Annotated in this window: 17 protein-coding genes; 3 read left to right on the forward strand and 14 right to left on the reverse strand. The window is 68.2% G+C overall.

What is annotated here, in order from left to right:
• Nucleotides 1-2: 2 nt before the first annotated feature.
• The 8 genes from apaG to AC5P65_RS04835 form a co-directional block, all read right to left on the reverse strand.
• A complete protein-coding gene (gene apaG / locus AC5P65_RS04800) occupies nt 3-386 on the reverse strand; it encodes a Co2+/Mg2+ efflux facilitator ApaG/CorD (protein WP_005412297.1) in 384 nt (127 codons plus the stop codon).
• Nucleotides 387-399: 13 nt separating this feature from the next.
• Nucleotides 400-1,203 (reverse strand): 16S rRNA (adenine(1518)-N(6)/adenine(1519)-N(6))-dimethyltransferase RsmA, encoded by an 804-nt coding sequence (gene rsmA, locus AC5P65_RS04805; RefSeq protein ID WP_021203187.1) that lies wholly within the window; start codon nt 1,201-1,203, stop codon nt 400-402.
• Nucleotides 1,200-2,180: a 4-hydroxythreonine-4-phosphate dehydrogenase PdxA gene (gene pdxA / locus AC5P65_RS04810; protein WP_019661120.1), complete on the reverse strand. Its 981-nt coding sequence runs from the start codon at nt 2,178-2,180 to the stop codon at nt 1,200-1,202. The genes rsmA and pdxA overlap by 4 nt, the downstream gene beginning before the upstream one ends.
• A gap of 3 nt (nt 2,181-2,183) precedes the next feature.
• Nucleotides 2,184-3,530 (reverse strand): peptidylprolyl isomerase, encoded by a 1,347-nt coding sequence (locus tag AC5P65_RS04815; RefSeq protein WP_019338102.1) that lies wholly within the window; start codon nt 3,528-3,530, stop codon nt 2,184-2,186.
• Nucleotides 3,527-6,028, reverse strand: coding sequence for an LPS-assembly protein LptD (gene lptD / locus AC5P65_RS04820; RefSeq protein ID WP_111099055.1), 2,502 nt, complete (start codon nt 6,026-6,028; stop codon nt 3,527-3,529). Before lptD ends, AC5P65_RS04815 begins: the two co-directional genes overlap by 4 nt.
• An 89-nt stretch (nt 6,029-6,117) precedes the next feature.
• A complete protein-coding gene (locus tag AC5P65_RS04825; RefSeq protein WP_021203189.1) occupies nt 6,118-7,056 on the reverse strand; it encodes a histone deacetylase family protein in 939 nt (312 codons plus the stop codon).
• 9 nt (nt 7,057-7,065) lie between these two features.
• On the reverse strand, nt 7,066-7,620 hold the full coding sequence (locus AC5P65_RS04830) for a cob(I)yrinic acid a,c-diamide adenosyltransferase (protein WP_019661123.1): 555 nt from the start codon (nt 7,618-7,620) through the stop codon (nt 7,066-7,068).
• A gap of 10 nt (nt 7,621-7,630) precedes the next feature.
• Complete coding sequence (locus AC5P65_RS04835; RefSeq protein WP_019661124.1) at nt 7,631-8,215, reverse strand: hypothetical protein; 585 nt, start codon at nt 8,213-8,215, stop codon at nt 7,631-7,633.
• 107 nt (nt 8,216-8,322) lie between these two features.
• Between AC5P65_RS04835 and ubiH the strand changes: the two genes are divergently transcribed.
• Together ubiH and AC5P65_RS04845 are read left to right on the forward strand one after the other, a co-directional pair.
• On the forward strand, nt 8,323-9,531 hold the full coding sequence (ubiH, locus tag AC5P65_RS04840; RefSeq protein WP_019661125.1) for a 2-octaprenyl-6-methoxyphenyl hydroxylase: 1,209 nt from the start codon (nt 8,323-8,325) through the stop codon (nt 9,529-9,531).
• Nucleotides 9,528-10,709, forward strand: coding sequence for a UbiH/UbiF family hydroxylase (locus AC5P65_RS04845; protein ID WP_111099040.1), 1,182 nt, complete (start codon nt 9,528-9,530; stop codon nt 10,707-10,709). The genes ubiH and AC5P65_RS04845 overlap by 4 nt, the downstream gene beginning before the upstream one ends.
• A gap of 68 nt (nt 10,710-10,777) precedes the next feature.
• On the opposite strand, the gene AC5P65_RS04850 is transcribed toward AC5P65_RS04845, so the two are convergent.
• From AC5P65_RS04850 to AC5P65_RS04875, 6 genes are all read right to left on the reverse strand, one after another.
• Complete coding sequence (locus AC5P65_RS04850; RefSeq protein ID WP_111099041.1) at nt 10,778-11,173, reverse strand: EF-hand domain-containing protein; 396 nt, start codon at nt 11,171-11,173, stop codon at nt 10,778-10,780.
• 48 nt (nt 11,174-11,221) lie between these two features.
• Nucleotides 11,222-12,289 (reverse strand): 23S rRNA (cytidine(2498)-2'-O)-methyltransferase RlmM, encoded by a 1,068-nt coding sequence (rlmM, locus tag AC5P65_RS04855; protein WP_111099042.1) that lies wholly within the window; start codon nt 12,287-12,289, stop codon nt 11,222-11,224.
• Nucleotides 12,273-12,833: a nucleoside deaminase gene (locus tag AC5P65_RS04860; RefSeq protein ID WP_019661129.1), complete on the reverse strand. Its 561-nt coding sequence runs from the start codon at nt 12,831-12,833 to the stop codon at nt 12,273-12,275. The genes rlmM and AC5P65_RS04860 overlap by 17 nt, the downstream gene beginning before the upstream one ends.
• Nucleotides 12,834-12,930: 97 nt before the next feature.
• On the reverse strand, nt 12,931-13,653 hold the full coding sequence (locus tag AC5P65_RS04865) for a DUF6348 family protein (RefSeq protein WP_021203194.1): 723 nt from the start codon (nt 13,651-13,653) through the stop codon (nt 12,931-12,933).
• Between the two features lie 51 nt (nt 13,654-13,704).
• Nucleotides 13,705-14,358, reverse strand: coding sequence for a membrane protein (locus AC5P65_RS04870; protein ID WP_021203195.1), 654 nt, complete (start codon nt 14,356-14,358; stop codon nt 13,705-13,707).
• A 43-nt stretch (nt 14,359-14,401) separates the two neighbouring features.
• Nucleotides 14,402-16,150: a glutamine--tRNA ligase/YqeY domain fusion protein gene (locus AC5P65_RS04875; RefSeq protein ID WP_021203196.1), complete on the reverse strand. Its 1,749-nt coding sequence runs from the start codon at nt 16,148-16,150 to the stop codon at nt 14,402-14,404.
• Between the two features lie 182 nt (nt 16,151-16,332).
• Between AC5P65_RS04875 and AC5P65_RS04880 the strand changes: the two genes are divergently transcribed.
• Nucleotides 16,333-16,596, forward strand: a complete 264-nt coding sequence (locus tag AC5P65_RS04880; protein ID WP_005408153.1) for a putative signal transducing protein — start codon at nt 16,333-16,335, stop codon at nt 16,594-16,596.
• Nucleotides 16,597-16,608 lie beyond the last annotated feature (12 nt).

Below are 16,608 nucleotides of genomic sequence, written 5' to 3' on the forward strand. Positions count from 1 at the left end.
TGTCAGTGCAGGGTACGCGGGATGGCCAGCACGAAAGGTGCGACCGGCGCGGCGAATTCGGTGCCGTCGTCGGCGACCATGTCGTAGTGGCCCTGCATGGTCCCGTGATCGGTCCCCAGCATGACACCGGACGTGTAATGGAAGTCTTCACCGGGACGCAGGCGCGGCTGCTCGCCGATCACCCCGTCGCCATCGACATGCTCGACGCGGCCATTGGCATCGGTGATGCGCCAGTGGCGTGCAACCAGGCGCGCGGCAACACGGCCCTGGTTGTGGATGCGGATCGTGTAGGCGAACGCATAGCGCCCGTCTTCCGGCGCGGATTGGTCGTCGAGGAAGCGCGGTGCGACTTCGACGGAAATGGCGTAAACGTCAGCGTCTTCCATACCGGCAGTGTAATCAGGAGGCATTGGCCAAAGCGATGAATTCAGCCACATCCAGCTGTTCGGCGCGGGCATCGGGGCGCACGCCGGCGGCGACGAACTGCTCGGCCGTCACGACGTTGTTGAGCGCATTGCGCAGGGTCTTGCGGCGCTGCCCGAAGGCGGCCTTGACCACCTCGGCGAAACGGGCGTGGTCGTTGATGTTGATCGAGGCCGGGTCACGCGGCACCAGCCGTACCACGGCCGAATCGACCTTCGGCGGCGGCCGGAACGCGCCCGGCGGCACCACGAACAGCGAGGTCACCTGGCAATAGGCCTGCAGCATCACGCTGAGGCGGCCGTACACCTTGCTGCCGGGGCCGGCGGCCATGCGGTCGACCACTTCCTTCTGCAGCATGAAGTGCATGTCGCGGATCACCGCGGCATGTTCCAGTGCATGGAACAGGATCGGCGAGGAGATGTTGTAGGGCAGGTTGCCGACCAGGCGGATCGGCTGGCCGGCAGCCAGCTCGGTGAAGTCCACGCGCAGCACGTCGCGGTGGACGATGGTCAGCTCGCCCAGCGGCTCGGCGGCGGCGGTCAGCGGCGCGATCAGGTCGCGGTCGAACTCGATCACCGTCAGTTTCGGATGCACGCGCAGCAGCGGCAGGGTGATCGCGCCCTGGCCGGGACCGATCTCGACCAGGCGATCGCCTTCTTTCGGGTTGACCGCCATCACGATCTTGTCGATGTAGTGGCGATCGGCCAGGAAATGCTGGCCAAGCTGCTTCTTGGCCGGTGCGGTGAACACCGGGCCGGAGGGGGAATGCGGGGAATTCATGCGCTCAGTGTACGTTGCCGCGCAAGCTGCGCACACAGCGTCGTTGCCGCCTGCAGGCTGGAAGGATCGGCAATGCCGCGGCCGGCCAGGTCCAGCGCGGTGCCATGGTCGACCGCCACGCGCGGGTAGGGCAGGCCCAGGGTCAGGTTCACCGCCTGCTCGAAACCGGAGTACTTCAGCACCGGCAGCCCCTGGTCGTGGTACATCGCCAGCACGGTGTCGAAACCGGCCAGCTTGGCCGGCAGGAACGCGGTATCGGCCGGCAGCGGCCCGACCAGGTCCATGCCCTCCGCGCGCAGGCGCTGCAGCAGCGGGATGACCAGGTCCAGTTCCTCGCGGCCCAGATGGCCGTCTTCGCCGGCGTGCGGGTTCAGGCCGAGCACGGCGATGCGTGGCGCGGGCAGGCCGAACTCGCGGCACAGCGCGGCGTGCACGGTGCGAAGGGTGTGTTCCAGGCTGGGCGCGGTGATCGCATCGGCCACCTCGCGCAGCGGCAGGTGGGTGGTGGCCAGGGCCACGCGCACGATGGGGTTGGCCAGCATCATCACCACCTTCACCCCGGCCTGGTCGGCCAGCAGTTCGGTGGTGCCACTGTAGGCGATGCCGCCTTCGTTGATGACTGCCTTGTGCACCGGGCCGGTGACCACGCCGTGCAGTTCGCCGGACAGGCAGGCCTGGCCGGCAGCGAGCAGGGCGCCGATGACGGCCCCGGCATTGGCCGGGTCGGCCTGGCCGAAGTGGCTGGGCATGGCATTGGCCACCGCGCGCACACGCAGGTCGCCCGGGGCGCGGGCTTCGGCGTCCTCGGGCAGCAGCTGCAGGGGCAGGTTCAGCGCGACGGCGGCCGCGCGCAGGGTATCCGGGTCGGCGAAGGCCAGCAGCCGGCAATCTTCACGCGGCTGCTGGACGAGGCGGACACACAGCTCCGGGCCGATCCCGGCGGGCTCGCCCGGTACCAGAGCGAGCTCGGGGCGCATCGGTCAGGACTGCGGCGGCGTGGCGGTATTTTCCGCGCGGTCCCCGCTGCGGAAGCTGACATAGGCTTCGCCACGCAGTTCCTGCAGGAAGCGGTTGTACTCGTCTTCCAGCTTGCGGCGGCCGATGGTCTCGCGGATCTGGGCGCGCTGGTTGTCGTTGGTCACGTCGGTCTGGCGGGTGGCCACGCGCTGCACGATGTGCCAACCGGCATCGGTGCGGAACGGCTGGCTGACGCCGCCGTCCTGGATGCCGGCCACCTGCTGACCAAACGCCGGACCGAACGCGTCGACCGGGAACCAGCCCAGATCGCCGCCCTGGCCCTTGCTGTTGTTGTCCTCGGAGGATTCCTTGGCCACGGTTTCGAAATCCGCGCCGCCGGCGATGCGGGCGCGCAGGGTATCGATCTTGGCCTTGGCGGCAGCGTCGGTCTGGTGATCGTCCACGCGCACCAGGATGTGGCGGCCGTGGTATTCGGTGACCGTGTGCGCGCCACCGCTGGCGGCGCTGGCATCACGCACTTCCACCAGCTTCAGCAACTGGAAGCCGCTGGGGCCGCGGATCGGGCCGACCACTTCGCCGGGCTTCATCTTTTCCATCAGCTGGGCAAAGGCCTGCGGGATTTCATCCAGGCTGCGCCAGCCCAGATCGCCGCCTTCCAGCGCGTTCGGGCTGTCCGAATAACGCACGGCGGCAGCGTTGAAGTCCAGCTCACCCTTGTCCAGCAGGGCCTTCACGCCCTCGGCCTTCTTCTGGCCGGTGGCGATCTGGTCGGCGTTGGAGCCGTCGGGCAGGGCGATCAGGATGTGTGCCAGGTGGTACTGGTTGCCCACCGTGGCCTGCTGCTTCAGCGCGGCGTCCACTTCACCCTCGCTGACGCTGATGCGGCTCTGCGCGAAGCTCTGGCGCAGGCGCTGCACAGTGATTTCATCGCGCACCGAAGCACGGAAATCGTTGAAATCGATGCCGTCGTGGGCCAGGCGCTGGCGCAGTGCATCCAGGTCCGAGCCGTTCTGCTGGGCGATGGCATTCATCGCCTGGTTCAGCTCCTGGTCGCTGACGCGGATGCCGCTGCCCTGGGCGCGGGCGACCTGCAGCTTGACCAGCACCAGTCGCTCGAGCACCTGGCGGCTGAGCACGTCTTCCGGCGGCAGCTGGTTTTCACGGCCGGCGTACTGCGCCTTGATGTTGGCGATCGCACGCTGGAGCTCGCTCTGCAGGATCACGTCCTCGTCGACGACGGCGGCGATGCGGTCCAACGGCTGCGCCTCCTGCGCGAGCACCTGCAGGGGGGCGGACACGCTGGACACCGCCAGCAGGGAGGCGAGAAGAACGGGGAAGCGCTTGGTCATGGGATCTGATTCGGATCGTAGTCATCGCGGGTCACCCCGGTGTTGCTGGGCGGCACGAGATAGAGGTCGTCGCGGTTGTAGCCGAGGATAGCACGGCGCAGGGTGCGGTCCGTGTCCTGGCCGATGGAGCTCAGGCCCTTCAGGACGAACTCCACCTGGATGGAATTGTTCATCTCGCCCTCGCGATTGCGGACGTAGCGGCGGCCGACCACGCGCACGGCCAGGCAGCAGCTGTCCCACTGCACGCCGCCGATGATTTCCAGCGGCTCCTTGTCCTGCAGCGAGTAGTAATAGCGACCGACCAGGCTCCAGCGCGCATTCAGCGGGTACAGGAACGACAGGTCAGCCTGCTCCAGCAGGGTGCGGTCATGCTTGTTGGCCGTCGCCGGGGCGCCGGCGTTGATGCGGTAGCGGTAGCTCAGGTTGATCACGCCATCGTTGGGCATCAGGTAGCGGGCGCGGACGCTGGCCAGATCCTCGCGCTTGTACTTCGGGTCCCACTGGTAGGTGGCGCCCAGGGTCCAGCGGTCGTTGATCATGTAGTTGCCGTCGGCGATCCACGCCGACTTGCCCTTCTCTACCGGCGCGCCGCCCGGCGTGACGGTCACTCGCGACTCGTCGAAGTACTGGATCTGGCCGATCGAGGCCGAGAACCGCTCCTTGCCGGTGGTCTGGTCGATGAAACGGGTACTCAGTGCCAGGGTCAGCTGGTTGGCATCGTTCTGGCGGTCGGCGCCGGTGTAGCGCGAATCGCGGAACAGCTGGCCCCAGCTGAAGGTGAAGTCACGGGTGTCGAAGATCGGCAGTTCGTCCTGGTTGCGGTACGGCGTGCGCAGGTAGAACAGGCGCGGCTCCAGCGTCTGCAGGAAGGACTTGCCGCGGATGCTGGTCTCGCGGTCGAAGAACAGGCCGGCGTCGATGCTGCCGATCGGCAGGCTGCGGCTGGGCGAGGTGTTGCCGCGCAGCTGTTCCGGGGTGGCGGTGGTCGGGTCGATGCCCTGCGAGCGCAGAATCTGGCCACGGATGCCATTCACGCCGTCGACCAGGCCGCGATCGAGCTGGTAGGCCGTATACCGATACGCCAGGGTCGGCGTGATGTACCAGGCCGCGCCGCTGATGGGGAACGACACGTACGGCTTCACGTCCAAGCGCGAACCACCGCTCACACCGATTCCGGATTTCTGTTGGACGCCATTGCGCGTGTACTGCAGGTCCGGACCGGCATCGGCGCCGTACTTGAAGTTGATGTCGTCGTGGGTGAAGCGCACGGCCTCGGCGTAAATGCCGGTTTCCAGCCACGGCAGGATCGGCTTGTCCCAGTTGAAATACAGGCGCGGCTGGCGGTTGTAGGGCAGCGCGCTCTCGTTGAGGGTGTAGTCGGTCAGTTGCCAGCGGTCGGCCATGATCCCGGCCGTCCAGTTCTGGCCGGTGCCGTACAGGCCAATGGTGCTCTGCAGGTTGGAGGCGGTCACGCCCACCAGGCGGTTGGCGAAGTCCTCGACATAGCGCTCGTCGCTCACCCAGGCCAGGTTGGCGCGGGCCTGCCAGTGGCTGTTCACGTTGTGGTAGCCGTCGAACATCACCCGGCCGCGGTCGCGGTCGCGCAGCCTGTCGTTGGGCATGTAGCTGGTCAGCACCTCGCCACGGCCGCCGTTGTAGAGGTAGCGGAACTCGTTGTCGAGCAGCAGGCCGCGCCGGCTCATGTAGCGCGGGGTCAACGTGTCGTCGTAGTTCGGCGCCAGGTTGAAGTAGATCGGCTGCGCGTAGTCGAAACCGTTGCGGCCGGACATGCCCAGCTGCGGGAACAGCAGGCCGGTCTTGCGGCGGTCATCGATCGGGAACTTGAAGTACGGCGCCCACAGCACCGGCACCTTGCCGATGCGCAGTACGGCGTTGCGGGCCGTGCCGAAGCCTTCGTCGTTGTCCACTTCGATCTGCGGCGCCGACAGCTTCCACACCGGCTGTGACGGGTCGCAGGTGGTGTAGGTGGAGCGGTGCATCTGGCCGACCGCGCCCTGCAGGTCGACCGACTCGGCATCGCCGTTGCCGCGGCGCGACACCAGCTGGTACTTGATGTCGGTGATCTTGTGGGTGTCGCTTTCCTGGTTGCCTTCGGCGCGCTTGGCGACCATCCGGATCGACCCGTCCTGGTAGCGGACATTGCCGTCGGCGATGTAGTTGCCGGTCTCGGTGTCGAAACTGAGCTTGTCGGTACCGACGAACTGGTCGCCGCGGCGCAGCGCCACGTTGCCCTCGTACTGCGGCACGGTGGTGGTACCCAGCAGCTGGTCGCCTTCGATGTCGGTCGGCTGGTTCTCGCGGGCGGCCGCAGCGGCAGCCTTGTCCTGGCCCGGGACCGGCGTGGGGGCGTCGGTGAACGCGGGAATGACGTCGGTGGCCGGGCACAGGCCCCAGTTGAGCGGCTTATCATCAGCCATTGCCGGAAGGCTGATGGCGATGCTCAGAGGCAGGGGAAGCAGGCGGAGGGCTCGGCGCACGCGGTTCGGATTCGGGCGAAAACGGACGGTAGCTTGCCCCATCCCTTGCATAGGGGCAATGAAGGACGCCGGAGCCTGCCGGTTCGGGTTCATCCGGCGGAGGTGCCGGCGGATGGCGCAAGCAGGGCCTGGACATGGGCCACGCTGCACTCGGCCAGGGCCTGCAGGTCATAGCCGCCCTCCAGCATCGACACCACCCGGCCAGCCGCGTGGCGGCGTGCCAGCGCGTGCAGCTCACCGGTGATCCAGGCGAAATCGTCGGTCTCCAGCATCAGATCCGCCTGTGGATCACGCAGGTGGGCATCGAAGCCGGCCGAGATCAGCAGCAGCTGCGGGCGGAAGTCGTCGATGGCCGGCAGCATCTCGTCGGCCCAGACGTTGCGGAAGCGGAAGCCGCCGCTTCCCGGCGGCAGCAGGATGTTCATCAGGTTGCCGGCACCGCGGTCGCGGCGCAGGCCGGAATTGGGGAACAGCCCGGCCTGGTGGGTGCTGTAGTACGAAACCCGGGCGTCATGCTGGAAGATGTCCTGGGTGCCATTGCCGTGGTGCACGTCGAAATCGACCACCGCGATCCGTTCCAGGCCATGGCGGTCGCGGGCATGGGCGGCGGCGATGGCGATGTTGTTCAGCAGGCAGAAGCCCATCGCGGTGCTGCTGGTGGCGTGGTGGCCCGGTGGGCGTACCGCGCAGAAGGCCAGCGGGTCCTCGCCCAGCATCACCGCATCGACTGCGGCCACACCGGCACCGGCGGCGTGCACGGCGGCGCTGGCCGAGCCCGGCGAGGTCCAGGTGTCCATGTCCAGCTGGCGCAGCGGTGCGGTCTGCGGCTGCAGCACGAAGTCGAGCAGGGCGCTGTCGTGGACCCGGGTCAGTTCGCCGAACTTCGCCGGCGGCGCCTCGCGCCAGTCCAGCTGGCCGGGGAAGGCGGTGTGCAGTGCGTCCAGCACCTGCTGCAGCCGTTGCGGGCATTCGGGATGGCCGGGACCGGGGTCATGCAGCAGGCAGGACGGGTGGGAATAGACCAGCATCGTGCCGACTCAGCGCTGGCGCTGCTGTGGCTGCCACAGCGCTTCGCCATGGCCGTCGGCGCGGGCCAGCACCCGGGCCAGCACGAACAGCAGGTCCGACAGCCGGTTGAGGTATTGCAGCGCCTCGCTGCGGACGGCCTCGTGGCGGGCCAGGGTGACCGTCTCGCGCTCGGCGCGGCGGACGATGGTGCGGGCCAGATGGCAGCGCGCGGCAGCTTCGCCGCCGGCCGGCAGGATGAATTCCTTCAGCATCGGGAGGTTGGCGTTGTAATGGTCCAGCTGCTGCTCCAGGGCCGAGACGTCGGCGGCATGGATCGCGGCGTGGCCGGGAATGCACAGCTCGGCGCCCAGATCGAACAGCTGGTGCTGCAGATGCACCACCAGCGCGCGTACATCCTCGGGCAGGGGCGCGGCCAGCAGCAGGCCGAGCGCGGCGTTGGCCTCGTCGACGGTACCGAAGGACGCCACGCGGGCGTCATCCTTGGCCACGCGTTGGCCGTCGCCAAGGCCGGTACTGCCGTCGTCGCCGGTGCGGGTGTAAATGCGCGAGAGGCGATGACCCATGGCGCGCGGCTCAGTGGCGGATGTCGCGGCGGGCCTGCTGGAGCTTCAACACCTGCTCCACGGCCAGCTGCAGGGCAGCGGCCAGCGCCACATAGATCGCCGTAGTGCGCAGGTAGGGCCCGAACCACTGCGCGTAGTTCTGTGCCCAGCCGGCCAGCGTCGGCTCGGCCACGTTACGGCTGGTCCAGTAGAAGCCACCCTGCGCCAGCAGGTGGCAGATCGCCACCGACGCGACCAGCAGCAGCGCACCCTTGGCCAGCACCGGCCAGCGCGCGCCCTGGTAGTTGCGGCCCAGCAGCATGCCGCCGGCCCACAGCGAGAAGTACGCCGGCAGCAGCAGCCAGTAACCCGGTGACACGCAGTAGTGCTGCCAGAAATCCAGGCCGCTGCTGCGGATCACGATCCAGTCCACCAGCACGGCGAACACCATCAGCAGCGGAAACGCCCAGCGTGTCCACGTGGCCAGATAGAAGCCACCGATGAAGAACACCGCCCAGGAGGCATCCGGAATGGCCGCGAAGTGGTTGACCCGGGTCGCCGCCAGCAACAGCACGAGGACGGACAGGACGAAGGCGCGGTTGGCGGTGGCGGACATGGCAGCGGGCCCGGAGCGGATTCAGGTTTCATTCTAGCCCGCCGCGCCGGTTGGCGCAGGCGCCGCTTGTTCGGCGTACAGTCGGGGCGAGCGCGTATCATGAACACATGAGTGAACGACATGACGTGCTGATTGTCGGTGGTGGCCTGGTGGGTGCCAGCCTGGCCATCGCCTTGGACCGGCTGGGCCGCGACGTGGGCCTGCTCGAGGCCAGCCCGGCCGGCGAGCTGCCTGCGGTGTTCGACCAGCGCAATCTCAGTTTCGCCGCTGCCACCGTCAATGCGCTGACCGCGCTGGGGGTGATGCAGAAGCTGGCGATGGCACCGGGCCCGATCCGGCGCATCCATGTCAGTCGTGCCGGCGATTTCGGCCGTGTGCAGCTCGAAGCGGCCGATTACGACCGGCCGTGGTTCGGCCAGGTGGTGGTCGCGCGCGATTTCGGCCAGGCGCTGGAAGCGCGGCTTCAGGAGCTGCCGCGCCTGCGCCGTTATCGGCCGATGCGGTTCCTGGGACTGGGCGAGGTGGTGGACGGCTACCGCCAGGTGCGGGTGGCTGACGAGGCGGGTGAACGCGTGCTGCTGGCACGTCTGGTGGTGGGGGCCGATGGCACCACCAGCGGCGTGCGTGGCGCGCTGGGCATCGAGGTCGACCGCCATGATTTCCAGCAGACCCTGTTCGTCGCCCGCGTGCGCAGCCAGCGTGCGCCGGATGGCACGGCCTGGGAGCGCTTCACCGATACCGGCCCGACCGCCCTGCTGCCGCGCGGTGACCGCCACTTCGGCACCGTGCATGGCGTGGCCCGCGATCAGGCCGATGCGGTGATGGCGCTGGACGATGCGGCCTGGCTGCAGCGCCTGCAGGACGCGATCGGCTGGCGTGCCGGCCGCCTGCTCGAATCCGGTCCACGCAGCGCTTATCCGCTCATCCAGGTGCTGGCGCGCGCATTGGCCGGTGAACGCACGGTGCTGCTGGGCAATGCCGCGCAGACCATCCATCCGCTGGGTGCGCAGGGCTTCAACCTGGGCCTGCGCGATGCGCTGACCCTGGCCGAACTGCTGGAGAATGCGCATGAGGATGCCGGCAGTGATGCATTGCTGCAGGCCTATGTTGCACGCCGCGAGGAAGACCGCCGGCAGACGGTGGCGTTCTCCGGCGGCCTGGCACGGCTGACCAGCAACCCGGCGCCACTGATGCGGCCGCTGCGCAGCCTCGGTCTGGTGGCCGCACAACGCGCCTCGGTGCAGTCGATGCTGGTCGGTGGTGCGATGGGCTTCCGTGGCGAAGTACCGCGGCTGTGCCGTGGAGAAACCGCATGAGCCGCCGCACGCGTCTTGATGTGGCCATCGTCGGTGGTGGCGTGGTCGGTGCCGCGTGCGCGCTGGCGCTGGCCGATGCCGGCCTGTCGGTGGCGTTGGTGGAAGGCCGTGAACCGGCGCCGTGGCAGGCCGCACAGCCTGACCTGCGCGTGTTCGCCTTTGCCGCCGACAACGTGCAGCTGTTGAACCGCCTCGGCGTGTGGCCGGCGATCGCCCAGGCCCGTGCCTGGCCCTACCGGCGCATGCAGGTGTGGGATGCGGCCGGTGGCGAAGATCTGCTGTTCGATGCCGATCGCTTCGGCCGTCGCGAACTGGGCTACATCGTCGAGAACGGCCTGCTGCAGGACCGCCTGTGGGCGGCGCTGCCGGCGGCGGGCGTGCAGCTGCACTGCCCGGCACGGGTGGACGCGCTGGAGCAGGACGAGGATGGCGTGCGCCTGCGCCTGGATGACGGTCGCCGCCTGGAAGCGGCGTTGGCGGTGGCCGCCGACGGTGCCGAGTCGACCCTGCGCCAGCTGGCCGGGATCGAGGTTGAAAAGCATGACTACCACCAGCGTGGCGTGGTGGCCTACGTGGACAGCGATCTTCCCAACCAGGCCACGGCCTGGCAGCGTTTCCTGCCGGGCGGGCCGCTGGCGCTGCTGCCGGTGGCCGAGCGCCGCAGCTCGATCGTCTGGACCCTGCCCGAGGATGAAGCGGCTCGCGTGCTGGCGTTGGACGAGGACAGCTTCAACCGCGAACTGACCCGCGCCTTCGCGGCGCGCCTGGGCGAACTGCGTCTGGCCTCGCCGCGTGCGGCGTTCCCGCTGCGCCGCCAGCTGGCCCGTCACTATGTGGCCGGCCGCGTGCTGGCGCTGGGCGATGCCGCGCATGTGGTGCACCCGCTGGCCGGGCAGGGCGTGAACCTGGGGTTGCGCGATGTCGCTGCCCTGCAGCAGTGGCTGGCGCCGTCGGCCGAGCGCCGCGGCCAGCCGCGGCTGTCGCCGCAGCGCCTGCAGCGCTGGGCACGCGAACGGCGCAGCGACAACCACATCGCCGCCTACAGCTTCGATGCGATCAACCGCCTGTTCTCCAACGACGAAATGCACCTGACCCTGGCCCGGGGCCGTGCGCTGGGCTGCGTCGGCCGATGGCCGCCGCTGGTGCAGGCGTTCTGGAAGCGCGCCGCCGGCGTCTGAAGCAAAAAGGGGACGGAGGGGATTAAGTCGTTTGTGCACATACGACTTAATCCCCTCCGTCCCCTTTTTCAATCCACCAGCCAGCCGGCCAGGTCGGTGCGGTCCAGCTTGCCGCGATGCCTGCGGTCCAGCGAATTGAATTCGTCGGCCAGCGCCGGGTTGGCCTGCGCTTCCTCGCGGCTGATGAAACCGTCGCCGTTCACATCCAGCGCGGCGAAGTGGATGCGGTACTGGCCGACCACGCTGCTCGGTTCCAGCGAACGCACGGTCACCTGTGCCTCGCCGGCCTGCTGCGGAATCTCGACGCTGCCGCTGACCCGGCCCGCATCCAGCGGTTGCTGGCGGATCGCGCCGCCGGTGGGGCCCAGCGGCTGGCTCTGCGCAGGAGTGTGCGGCAATTGCTGGGCCACCGCTGGTGCGGCGGCCAGCAGGGTGATCAACATGGCGAGCGAGTGGTATCGCATGGTTCCCTTCCTCGGTAGCGCCGGGCCCATGCCCGGCGGGCATGTTCCTCAGCGCAGCGGCGAGGCCAATACCGTGATCTCCTCACGGTCGTGATAGAGCTGCTTGGCGCGTACCACCAGCGGCTTGCCGGCCTGGTCCTGGAACAGGTCCAGGCACAGGCGGGTTTCGTCCCAGCGCTTCTTCATCGGCAGCTTCAGATTGAAGATGGCGTGCCTGCACCAGCCTTCGCGGAACCAGGTGGCCATGCGTTCGGCCACGCGGCGCGGCTGCTCGACCATGTCGCAGACCATCCAGTCCAGCGGCTGTTCGGGGTGCCAGTGGAAACCATCGGCGCGCAGGTGCTCGACCAGACCGGTGTCCAGCACGTGCTGGCGCAGCGGGCCGTTGTCGATGCTCAGCACGTGCATGTGCTGGCGGGTCAGTACCCAGGTCCAGCCGCCGGGGGCGGCGCCCAGGTCGGCCGCACGCATGCCGGGCTTGGCCAGTGCTTCGCGTTCTTCCGGCGCCAGCAGGGTCAGCAGTGCTTCGTCCAGCTTCAGTGCCGAACGCGAAGGCGCCTCGGGCAGCAGCTTCAGGCGCGGGATGCCCAGTGCCCACGGCGCGCTGTCGGCCGGGTCGGCCACGCAGACGAAGGCATGGGTACCGTCGACGAACACCACATGCAGGCGCGGCAGGCGGGTGTTTGGCTTATCAGTGAGCTTGCCGGCCTTGCGCAGCGCCGGGCGCAGTGCATTGCCGAAGGCACGGGCCAGCCCGGACAGTGGCTTGCCAGCGTCCGAATCGGGGTGCTCCACCCACAGGTCGCCGAAGCGCGGCGCATCGGCCAGCACCTCCAGCATCGGGGTGATGCGATCGCTCGGGTCCAGCTGCGGCAGCTCGGCCAGCACGACCAGCTTCTGCCGCGCGAAGATCAGTTCTCGCCAGCGCAGGCGTGGCGCCAGTGCTGCAGCGTCGTCGCACATGAAAAGCACATAGCCGTCATTGCGCTGGGTGCGCGCATAGCCAGCGAAACCGGCTTCACCGGCGCGGAACTGCAGCTCGCCGGCCAGCTCGGGTTCAAAGCCCTGCCGGCACAGGCACAGCAGGCCGATGCCGGTCTCAGTAACGGGCGCCATCGCTTTCCCCATAGGTTCGCAGCACGCTGCGCGCGGCGTCGCGGTCCAGGCCCTGCACCACTTCGATGCCACGCTTGTTGAGCTCGCCGACCCAGTCGGCCGGCAGCGGGCCTTCATCGAACGGGGTCAGTTCCTCGACGTCGGCCGCACTGGCACCGATCAGCAGGCGGTCGATGCCGGCCCACACGGTAGCGCCATAGCACTGGCAGCATGGCTGCGAACTGGTGGCCAGGGTGACCGGCGACAGCACCGCGTTCAGGCGCGGGGTCTGCAGGCGCTGCTGGGCCAGCATGTAGGCCATGTTCTCGGCGTGCGCCAGCGAAGTCGCGTGCGGCATCACCCGGTTCACGCCAGCGGCGATGACCTTGTCGTCCGGGCCGAACACCACCGCACCGAACGGGCCGCCGCTGGCGTGCTCGACGTTCAGCCGCGACAGCTCGATCGCCAGCGCGACCTTGGCCTCGTCGCCCGGATATCGACGATCCAGGTCGATCTGGTCGTGGATCCAGGCGGGAAGGGTCAGGTGGACTTGCGCGTACAGCATCGCGGGGGTGCCTCGTGTGGGATGGAAAAAAGTGCGGTTGCTTGGGGAACCGGCGCGCAGTGTAGCCGCACCGGCCTGTATCGGGTGTGGGCGTGGGTCAGCCTGGCGAGCCGGTGCGGACCACCACGTACTGCTTGCGGAATTCCAGCCCTGCCTGCGGCCAGCTGGCCGCGTAGGCGCGCAGCAGGGGCAGGGCGGCGGCGAAGTCGTGGCCGTTGACCCGGCAATCGGCCTCGCACAGGCCATCGGCATCGCGCGAGGCGAACAGGCGGATGGCCAGGAAAGAACGCGTCTTCAGCAGCGCATCGAATGCATCAATGCTGCGCGTGAACAGGCAGCAGGGGCAGGAGCCATGATCGTCTTCGCTGCGGGGGCCGGTGTCCATCTCATGCTCGCGGTAATGCGCCAGTGGACCGAGCACCACGGTGCGTTCGAGTTCCTGGCCGTCAGCACCGGCCGGATAGGTCAGGCCCATCATCGGCAGGCCCTGCGCGTCTTGGGCGCCGATCGCGGTCTGCAGGGTCACCAGGTCCACCCGGGCCCAGGCCTGGAAGCCGGACAACAGCGATGCCTGCTCATCGGCACCATTTGCGTGCTGGTACTCGAACAGGCCATCGGCGAACAACTGCGGATGCTGGCTTTCAATGACGGTGGAGGTCTGCCAACCACCGTTGTCGCGCGCGTGTGCGGCCATTGCATGCGGGGTCAGGCGCAGGCCGCTGTCCAGCAGCAGCGCGTTGCCGTCGACGCGGCTGGCGGTGCCGGCGTCCTGAAGGACCTGCTGCAGCAGCGGGAGGAGGGCAGCGGAGGTCGTGGTCATGTCAGGCCTGTCGGTGGATGGGGTGGAACATCCAGGCAGGGCCTGGAAAATCTAATGGTCGAGCGCGTCGAGCTCGGCGCGATATCGCTGCGCGTCGGGTTGCTGCTGCGGATCGTTGCCGTGGTCGCGCAGCCAGCTTTCCAGCTCGCGGCGATAGTCGGCGCGGAACTCGGCATTGCCCGGGCTGAAGTGCAGCTTGCGTGCCGCCACCTCCACCCGCTCGCGCGCGCTGGCCCGGGCCTGGGCCAGCCCGTGCGGGGATTCGTTGGTGAGGATGACGAAGTTGCGCGGGAAACCCGGCGTGTACTTGACCACGAACGGCTGGTCGCGCGCCGGGATGCGGATGGCGTTTTCCAGCGGCCACAGCGAGGCGGTGTTGGTGTGGAACACCACGTCCACATCGCGGCCCTCGGCGGTACGCAGCACCCCCTCGTAGCGCCAGATGTACTGTTCGTTGAGCGTGGAGCTGGTCCGCTCGGCCTTGACGATCACCGCTTCACCGCGCTCGCCCACCATGTTGAGGAAGGTGGCGTTGAGGAAATGGCCGAGGAACATGTTGAGCATCGCCAGCGGGAACACCACGATGGCGTAGCCCGGAAAACGCCGCCACCACGAGACCAGCCCGGCCAGCACCATCGCTGCAAAGAACGTCAGCAGCGGATGCTGCGAGATGAACCAGAGCAGGACGGAAAGGGCGGTGATCATCGTCGCGGTCGTGCGGGCGCCATCCAGGCGCCCGCGCAGGTCCTCAGGCCGACCAGGTGTCGCGCAGGGTCACGCTGCGGTTGAACACCGGCTTGGCCTCGCTGTGATCGCGGCGGTCGGCAACGAAGTAGCCGGTACGTTCGAACTGGAACGACTGCTCCGGCGCGGCGCTGGCCGCGGCCGGCTCGACATAGCCGGTGACGGTGCGGCGCGATTCCGGATTGAGGTAGTCGCGGTAGGTCTTGCCTTCCGATTCGTCGTCCGGGTTCGGCACCGAGAACAGGCGGTCGTACAGGCGGATCTCGGCCGGCACGCCATGCACGGCGCTGACCCAGTGGATGGTGCCCTTGACCTTGCGGTTGGCGCCTTCCATGCCCGGGCGCGATTCCGGATCCAGCCAGCCGCGCAGCTCGGTGATGGTGCCATCGGCATCCTTGATCACTTCGTCGCAGCGGATGATGCCGGCGCCGCGCAGGCGCACTTCGCCACCCGGCACCAGGCGCTTCCAGCCCTTCGGCGGCACTTCGGCGAAGTCCTCGCGATCGATCCACACTTCGCGGGCGAACGGCACTTCGCGGCTGCCGAAGCTCTCGTCCTTCGGGTGGTTGCTGAAGGTCAGCAGCTCTTCGTGGCCTTCCGGCAGGTTGGTCAGCACCAGCTTGACCGGATCGACCACCGCCATGCGGCGTGGGGCGGCGCTGTCTAGGTCTTCGCGCAACGCGCCTTCCAGCACGCTGAAGTCGATCAGCGAATTCTGCTTGCTGATGCCTACGCGCTCGGCAAACAGGCGCATCGCAGACGGGGTATAACCACGGCGGCGCAGGCCCTGCAAGGTCGGCATGCGCGGGTCGTCCCAGCCGTCCACCAGCTGTTCGGTGACCAGCGCCATCAGCTTGCGCTTGCTCATCACCGTGTAGTTGATGTTCAGGCGCGAGAATTCGATCTGGCGCGGCTTGGCCGCTTCGCGCGGCAGGCCGGCATCGACCAGCGGCTGGGTCAGCGCATCGTCATGGGCGAAATCGACGTTGTCCACGCACCAGTCGTACAGCGGGCGGTGGTCTTCGAACTCCAGCGTGCACAGCGAGTGGGTGATGCCCTCGATCGAATCACCCAGCGCGTGGGCGAAGTCGTACATCGGGTAGATCGGCCACGCGCTGCCGGTGTTCTGGTGCTCGACGTGCTTGATGCGGTACAGCGCCGGATCGCGCAGGTTGATGTTGCCGCTGGCCATGTCGATCTTCGCGCGCAGGGTGCGTGCGCCATCCGGGAATTCACCGGCGCGCATGCGGCGGAACAGGTCGAGGTTCTCCTCGACGCTGCGGTCGCGCCACGGCGACGGGCGGCCCGGCTCGGTGAGAGTGCCGCGGTAGGCGCGCACTTCCTCGGCCGACAGGTCGCAGACATAGGCCTTGCCCTGTTCGATCAGCTTCTCGGCGGCCAGGTAATAGGCCTGGAAGTAGTCCGAAGCATGGCGCAGCTCGTTCCACTCGAAGCCCAGCCAGCGCACGTCGTCCTGGATCGCGGCCACGTACTCCGGATCTTCCTTGGCCGGGTTGGTGTCGTCGAAGCGCAGGTTGCAGACGCCGCTGAATTCGCCGGCGATGCCGAAGTTCAGGCAGATCGACTTGGCATGGCCGATGTGCAGGTAGCCGTTCGGTTCCGGCGGGAAGCGGGTCTTGATCGCCTGGTGCTTTCCGCTGGCCAGGTCCTCGCGCACGATCTGGCGGATGAAATCGCGCTTTTCGTGGCTGTCGGCGGGGGTCTCGGGGCTGGCGGGGGTGTGCTCGGACATGAGTCTGGGGCGAAAAAGGGCAGAAAGACCAACAGTCTAGCGCGTACCGGGCGGGGTTGCCCGGTCCGGATCGGTAGCGCCGGGCCACGCCCGGCGAGCGCGGCGGCAACCCGCCGGGCATTGCCCGGCGCTACCGGGACGGGGCGGGCGTATGCTGGAACCCTGTCCCACGGAGCCGCCGCATGCACATCGTGTACAAGGCCGACAATCTGTTCGACGCCCATCTGGTCAAGCACGCCCTGGAAGACGCCGGTATCCCCGCGTTTGTGTTCGGAGAGCAGTTGCTGGGCGGGATGGGCGAGCTGCCGCTGTTTGGCGTGTTGCGGGTCGGCATCCCCGATGCGGCACGCCCGCAGGCCGAGGACATCGTGGCCGCGCTGGACTTGGGCCACGCGCCGGACGCCCCCATTTCAGATGCAGACGACATAGCCGGCCTTCCGGCGTAGGAGCGCATCATG

This window comes from Stenotrophomonas sp. YJH_SMC_48-3 (genome assembly GCF_059369375.1).

Coding starts and splice junctions, on each gene's coding strand:
- apaG (WP_005412297.1), bottom strand. CDS start 386: ATGGAAGACGCTGACGTTTACGCCATTTCCGTCGAAGTCGCACCGCGC.
- rsmA (WP_021203187.1), bottom strand. CDS start 1,203: ATGAATTCCCCGCATTCCCCCTCCGGCCCGGTGTTCACCGCACCGGCC.
- pdxA (WP_019661120.1), bottom strand. CDS start 2,180: ATGCGCCCCGAGCTCGCTCTGGTACCGGGCGAGCCCGCCGGGATCGGC.
- AC5P65_RS04815 (WP_019338102.1), bottom strand. CDS start 3,530: ATGACCAAGCGCTTCCCCGTTCTTCTCGCCTCCCTGCTGGCGGTGTCC.
- AC5P65_RS04825 (WP_021203189.1), bottom strand. CDS start 7,056: ATGCTGGTCTATTCCCACCCGTCCTGCCTGCTGCATGACCCCGGTCCC.
- AC5P65_RS04830 (WP_019661123.1), bottom strand. CDS start 7,620: ATGGGTCATCGCCTCTCGCGCATTTACACCCGCACCGGCGACGACGGC.
- AC5P65_RS04835 (WP_019661124.1), bottom strand. CDS start 8,215: ATGTCCGCCACCGCCAACCGCGCCTTCGTCCTGTCCGTCCTCGTGCTG.
- ubiH (WP_019661125.1), top strand. CDS start 8,323: ATGAGTGAACGACATGACGTGCTGATTGTCGGTGGTGGCCTGGTGGGT.
- AC5P65_RS04845 (WP_111099040.1), top strand. CDS start 9,528: ATGAGCCGCCGCACGCGTCTTGATGTGGCCATCGTCGGTGGTGGCGTG.
- AC5P65_RS04850 (WP_111099041.1), bottom strand. CDS start 11,173: ATGCGATACCACTCGCTCGCCATGTTGATCACCCTGCTGGCCGCCGCA.
- rlmM (WP_111099042.1), bottom strand. CDS start 12,289: ATGGCGCCCGTTACTGAGACCGGCATCGGCCTGCTGTGCCTGTGCCGG.
- AC5P65_RS04860 (WP_019661129.1), bottom strand. CDS start 12,833: ATGCTGTACGCGCAAGTCCACCTGACCCTTCCCGCCTGGATCCACGAC.
- AC5P65_RS04865 (WP_021203194.1), bottom strand. CDS start 13,653: ATGACCACGACCTCCGCTGCCCTCCTCCCGCTGCTGCAGCAGGTCCTT.
- AC5P65_RS04870 (WP_021203195.1), bottom strand. CDS start 14,358: ATGATCACCGCCCTTTCCGTCCTGCTCTGGTTCATCTCGCAGCATCCG.
- AC5P65_RS04875 (WP_021203196.1), bottom strand. CDS start 16,150: ATGTCCGAGCACACCCCCGCCAGCCCCGAGACCCCCGCCGACAGCCAC.
- AC5P65_RS04880 (WP_005408153.1), top strand. CDS start 16,333: ATGCACATCGTGTACAAGGCCGACAATCTGTTCGACGCCCATCTGGTC.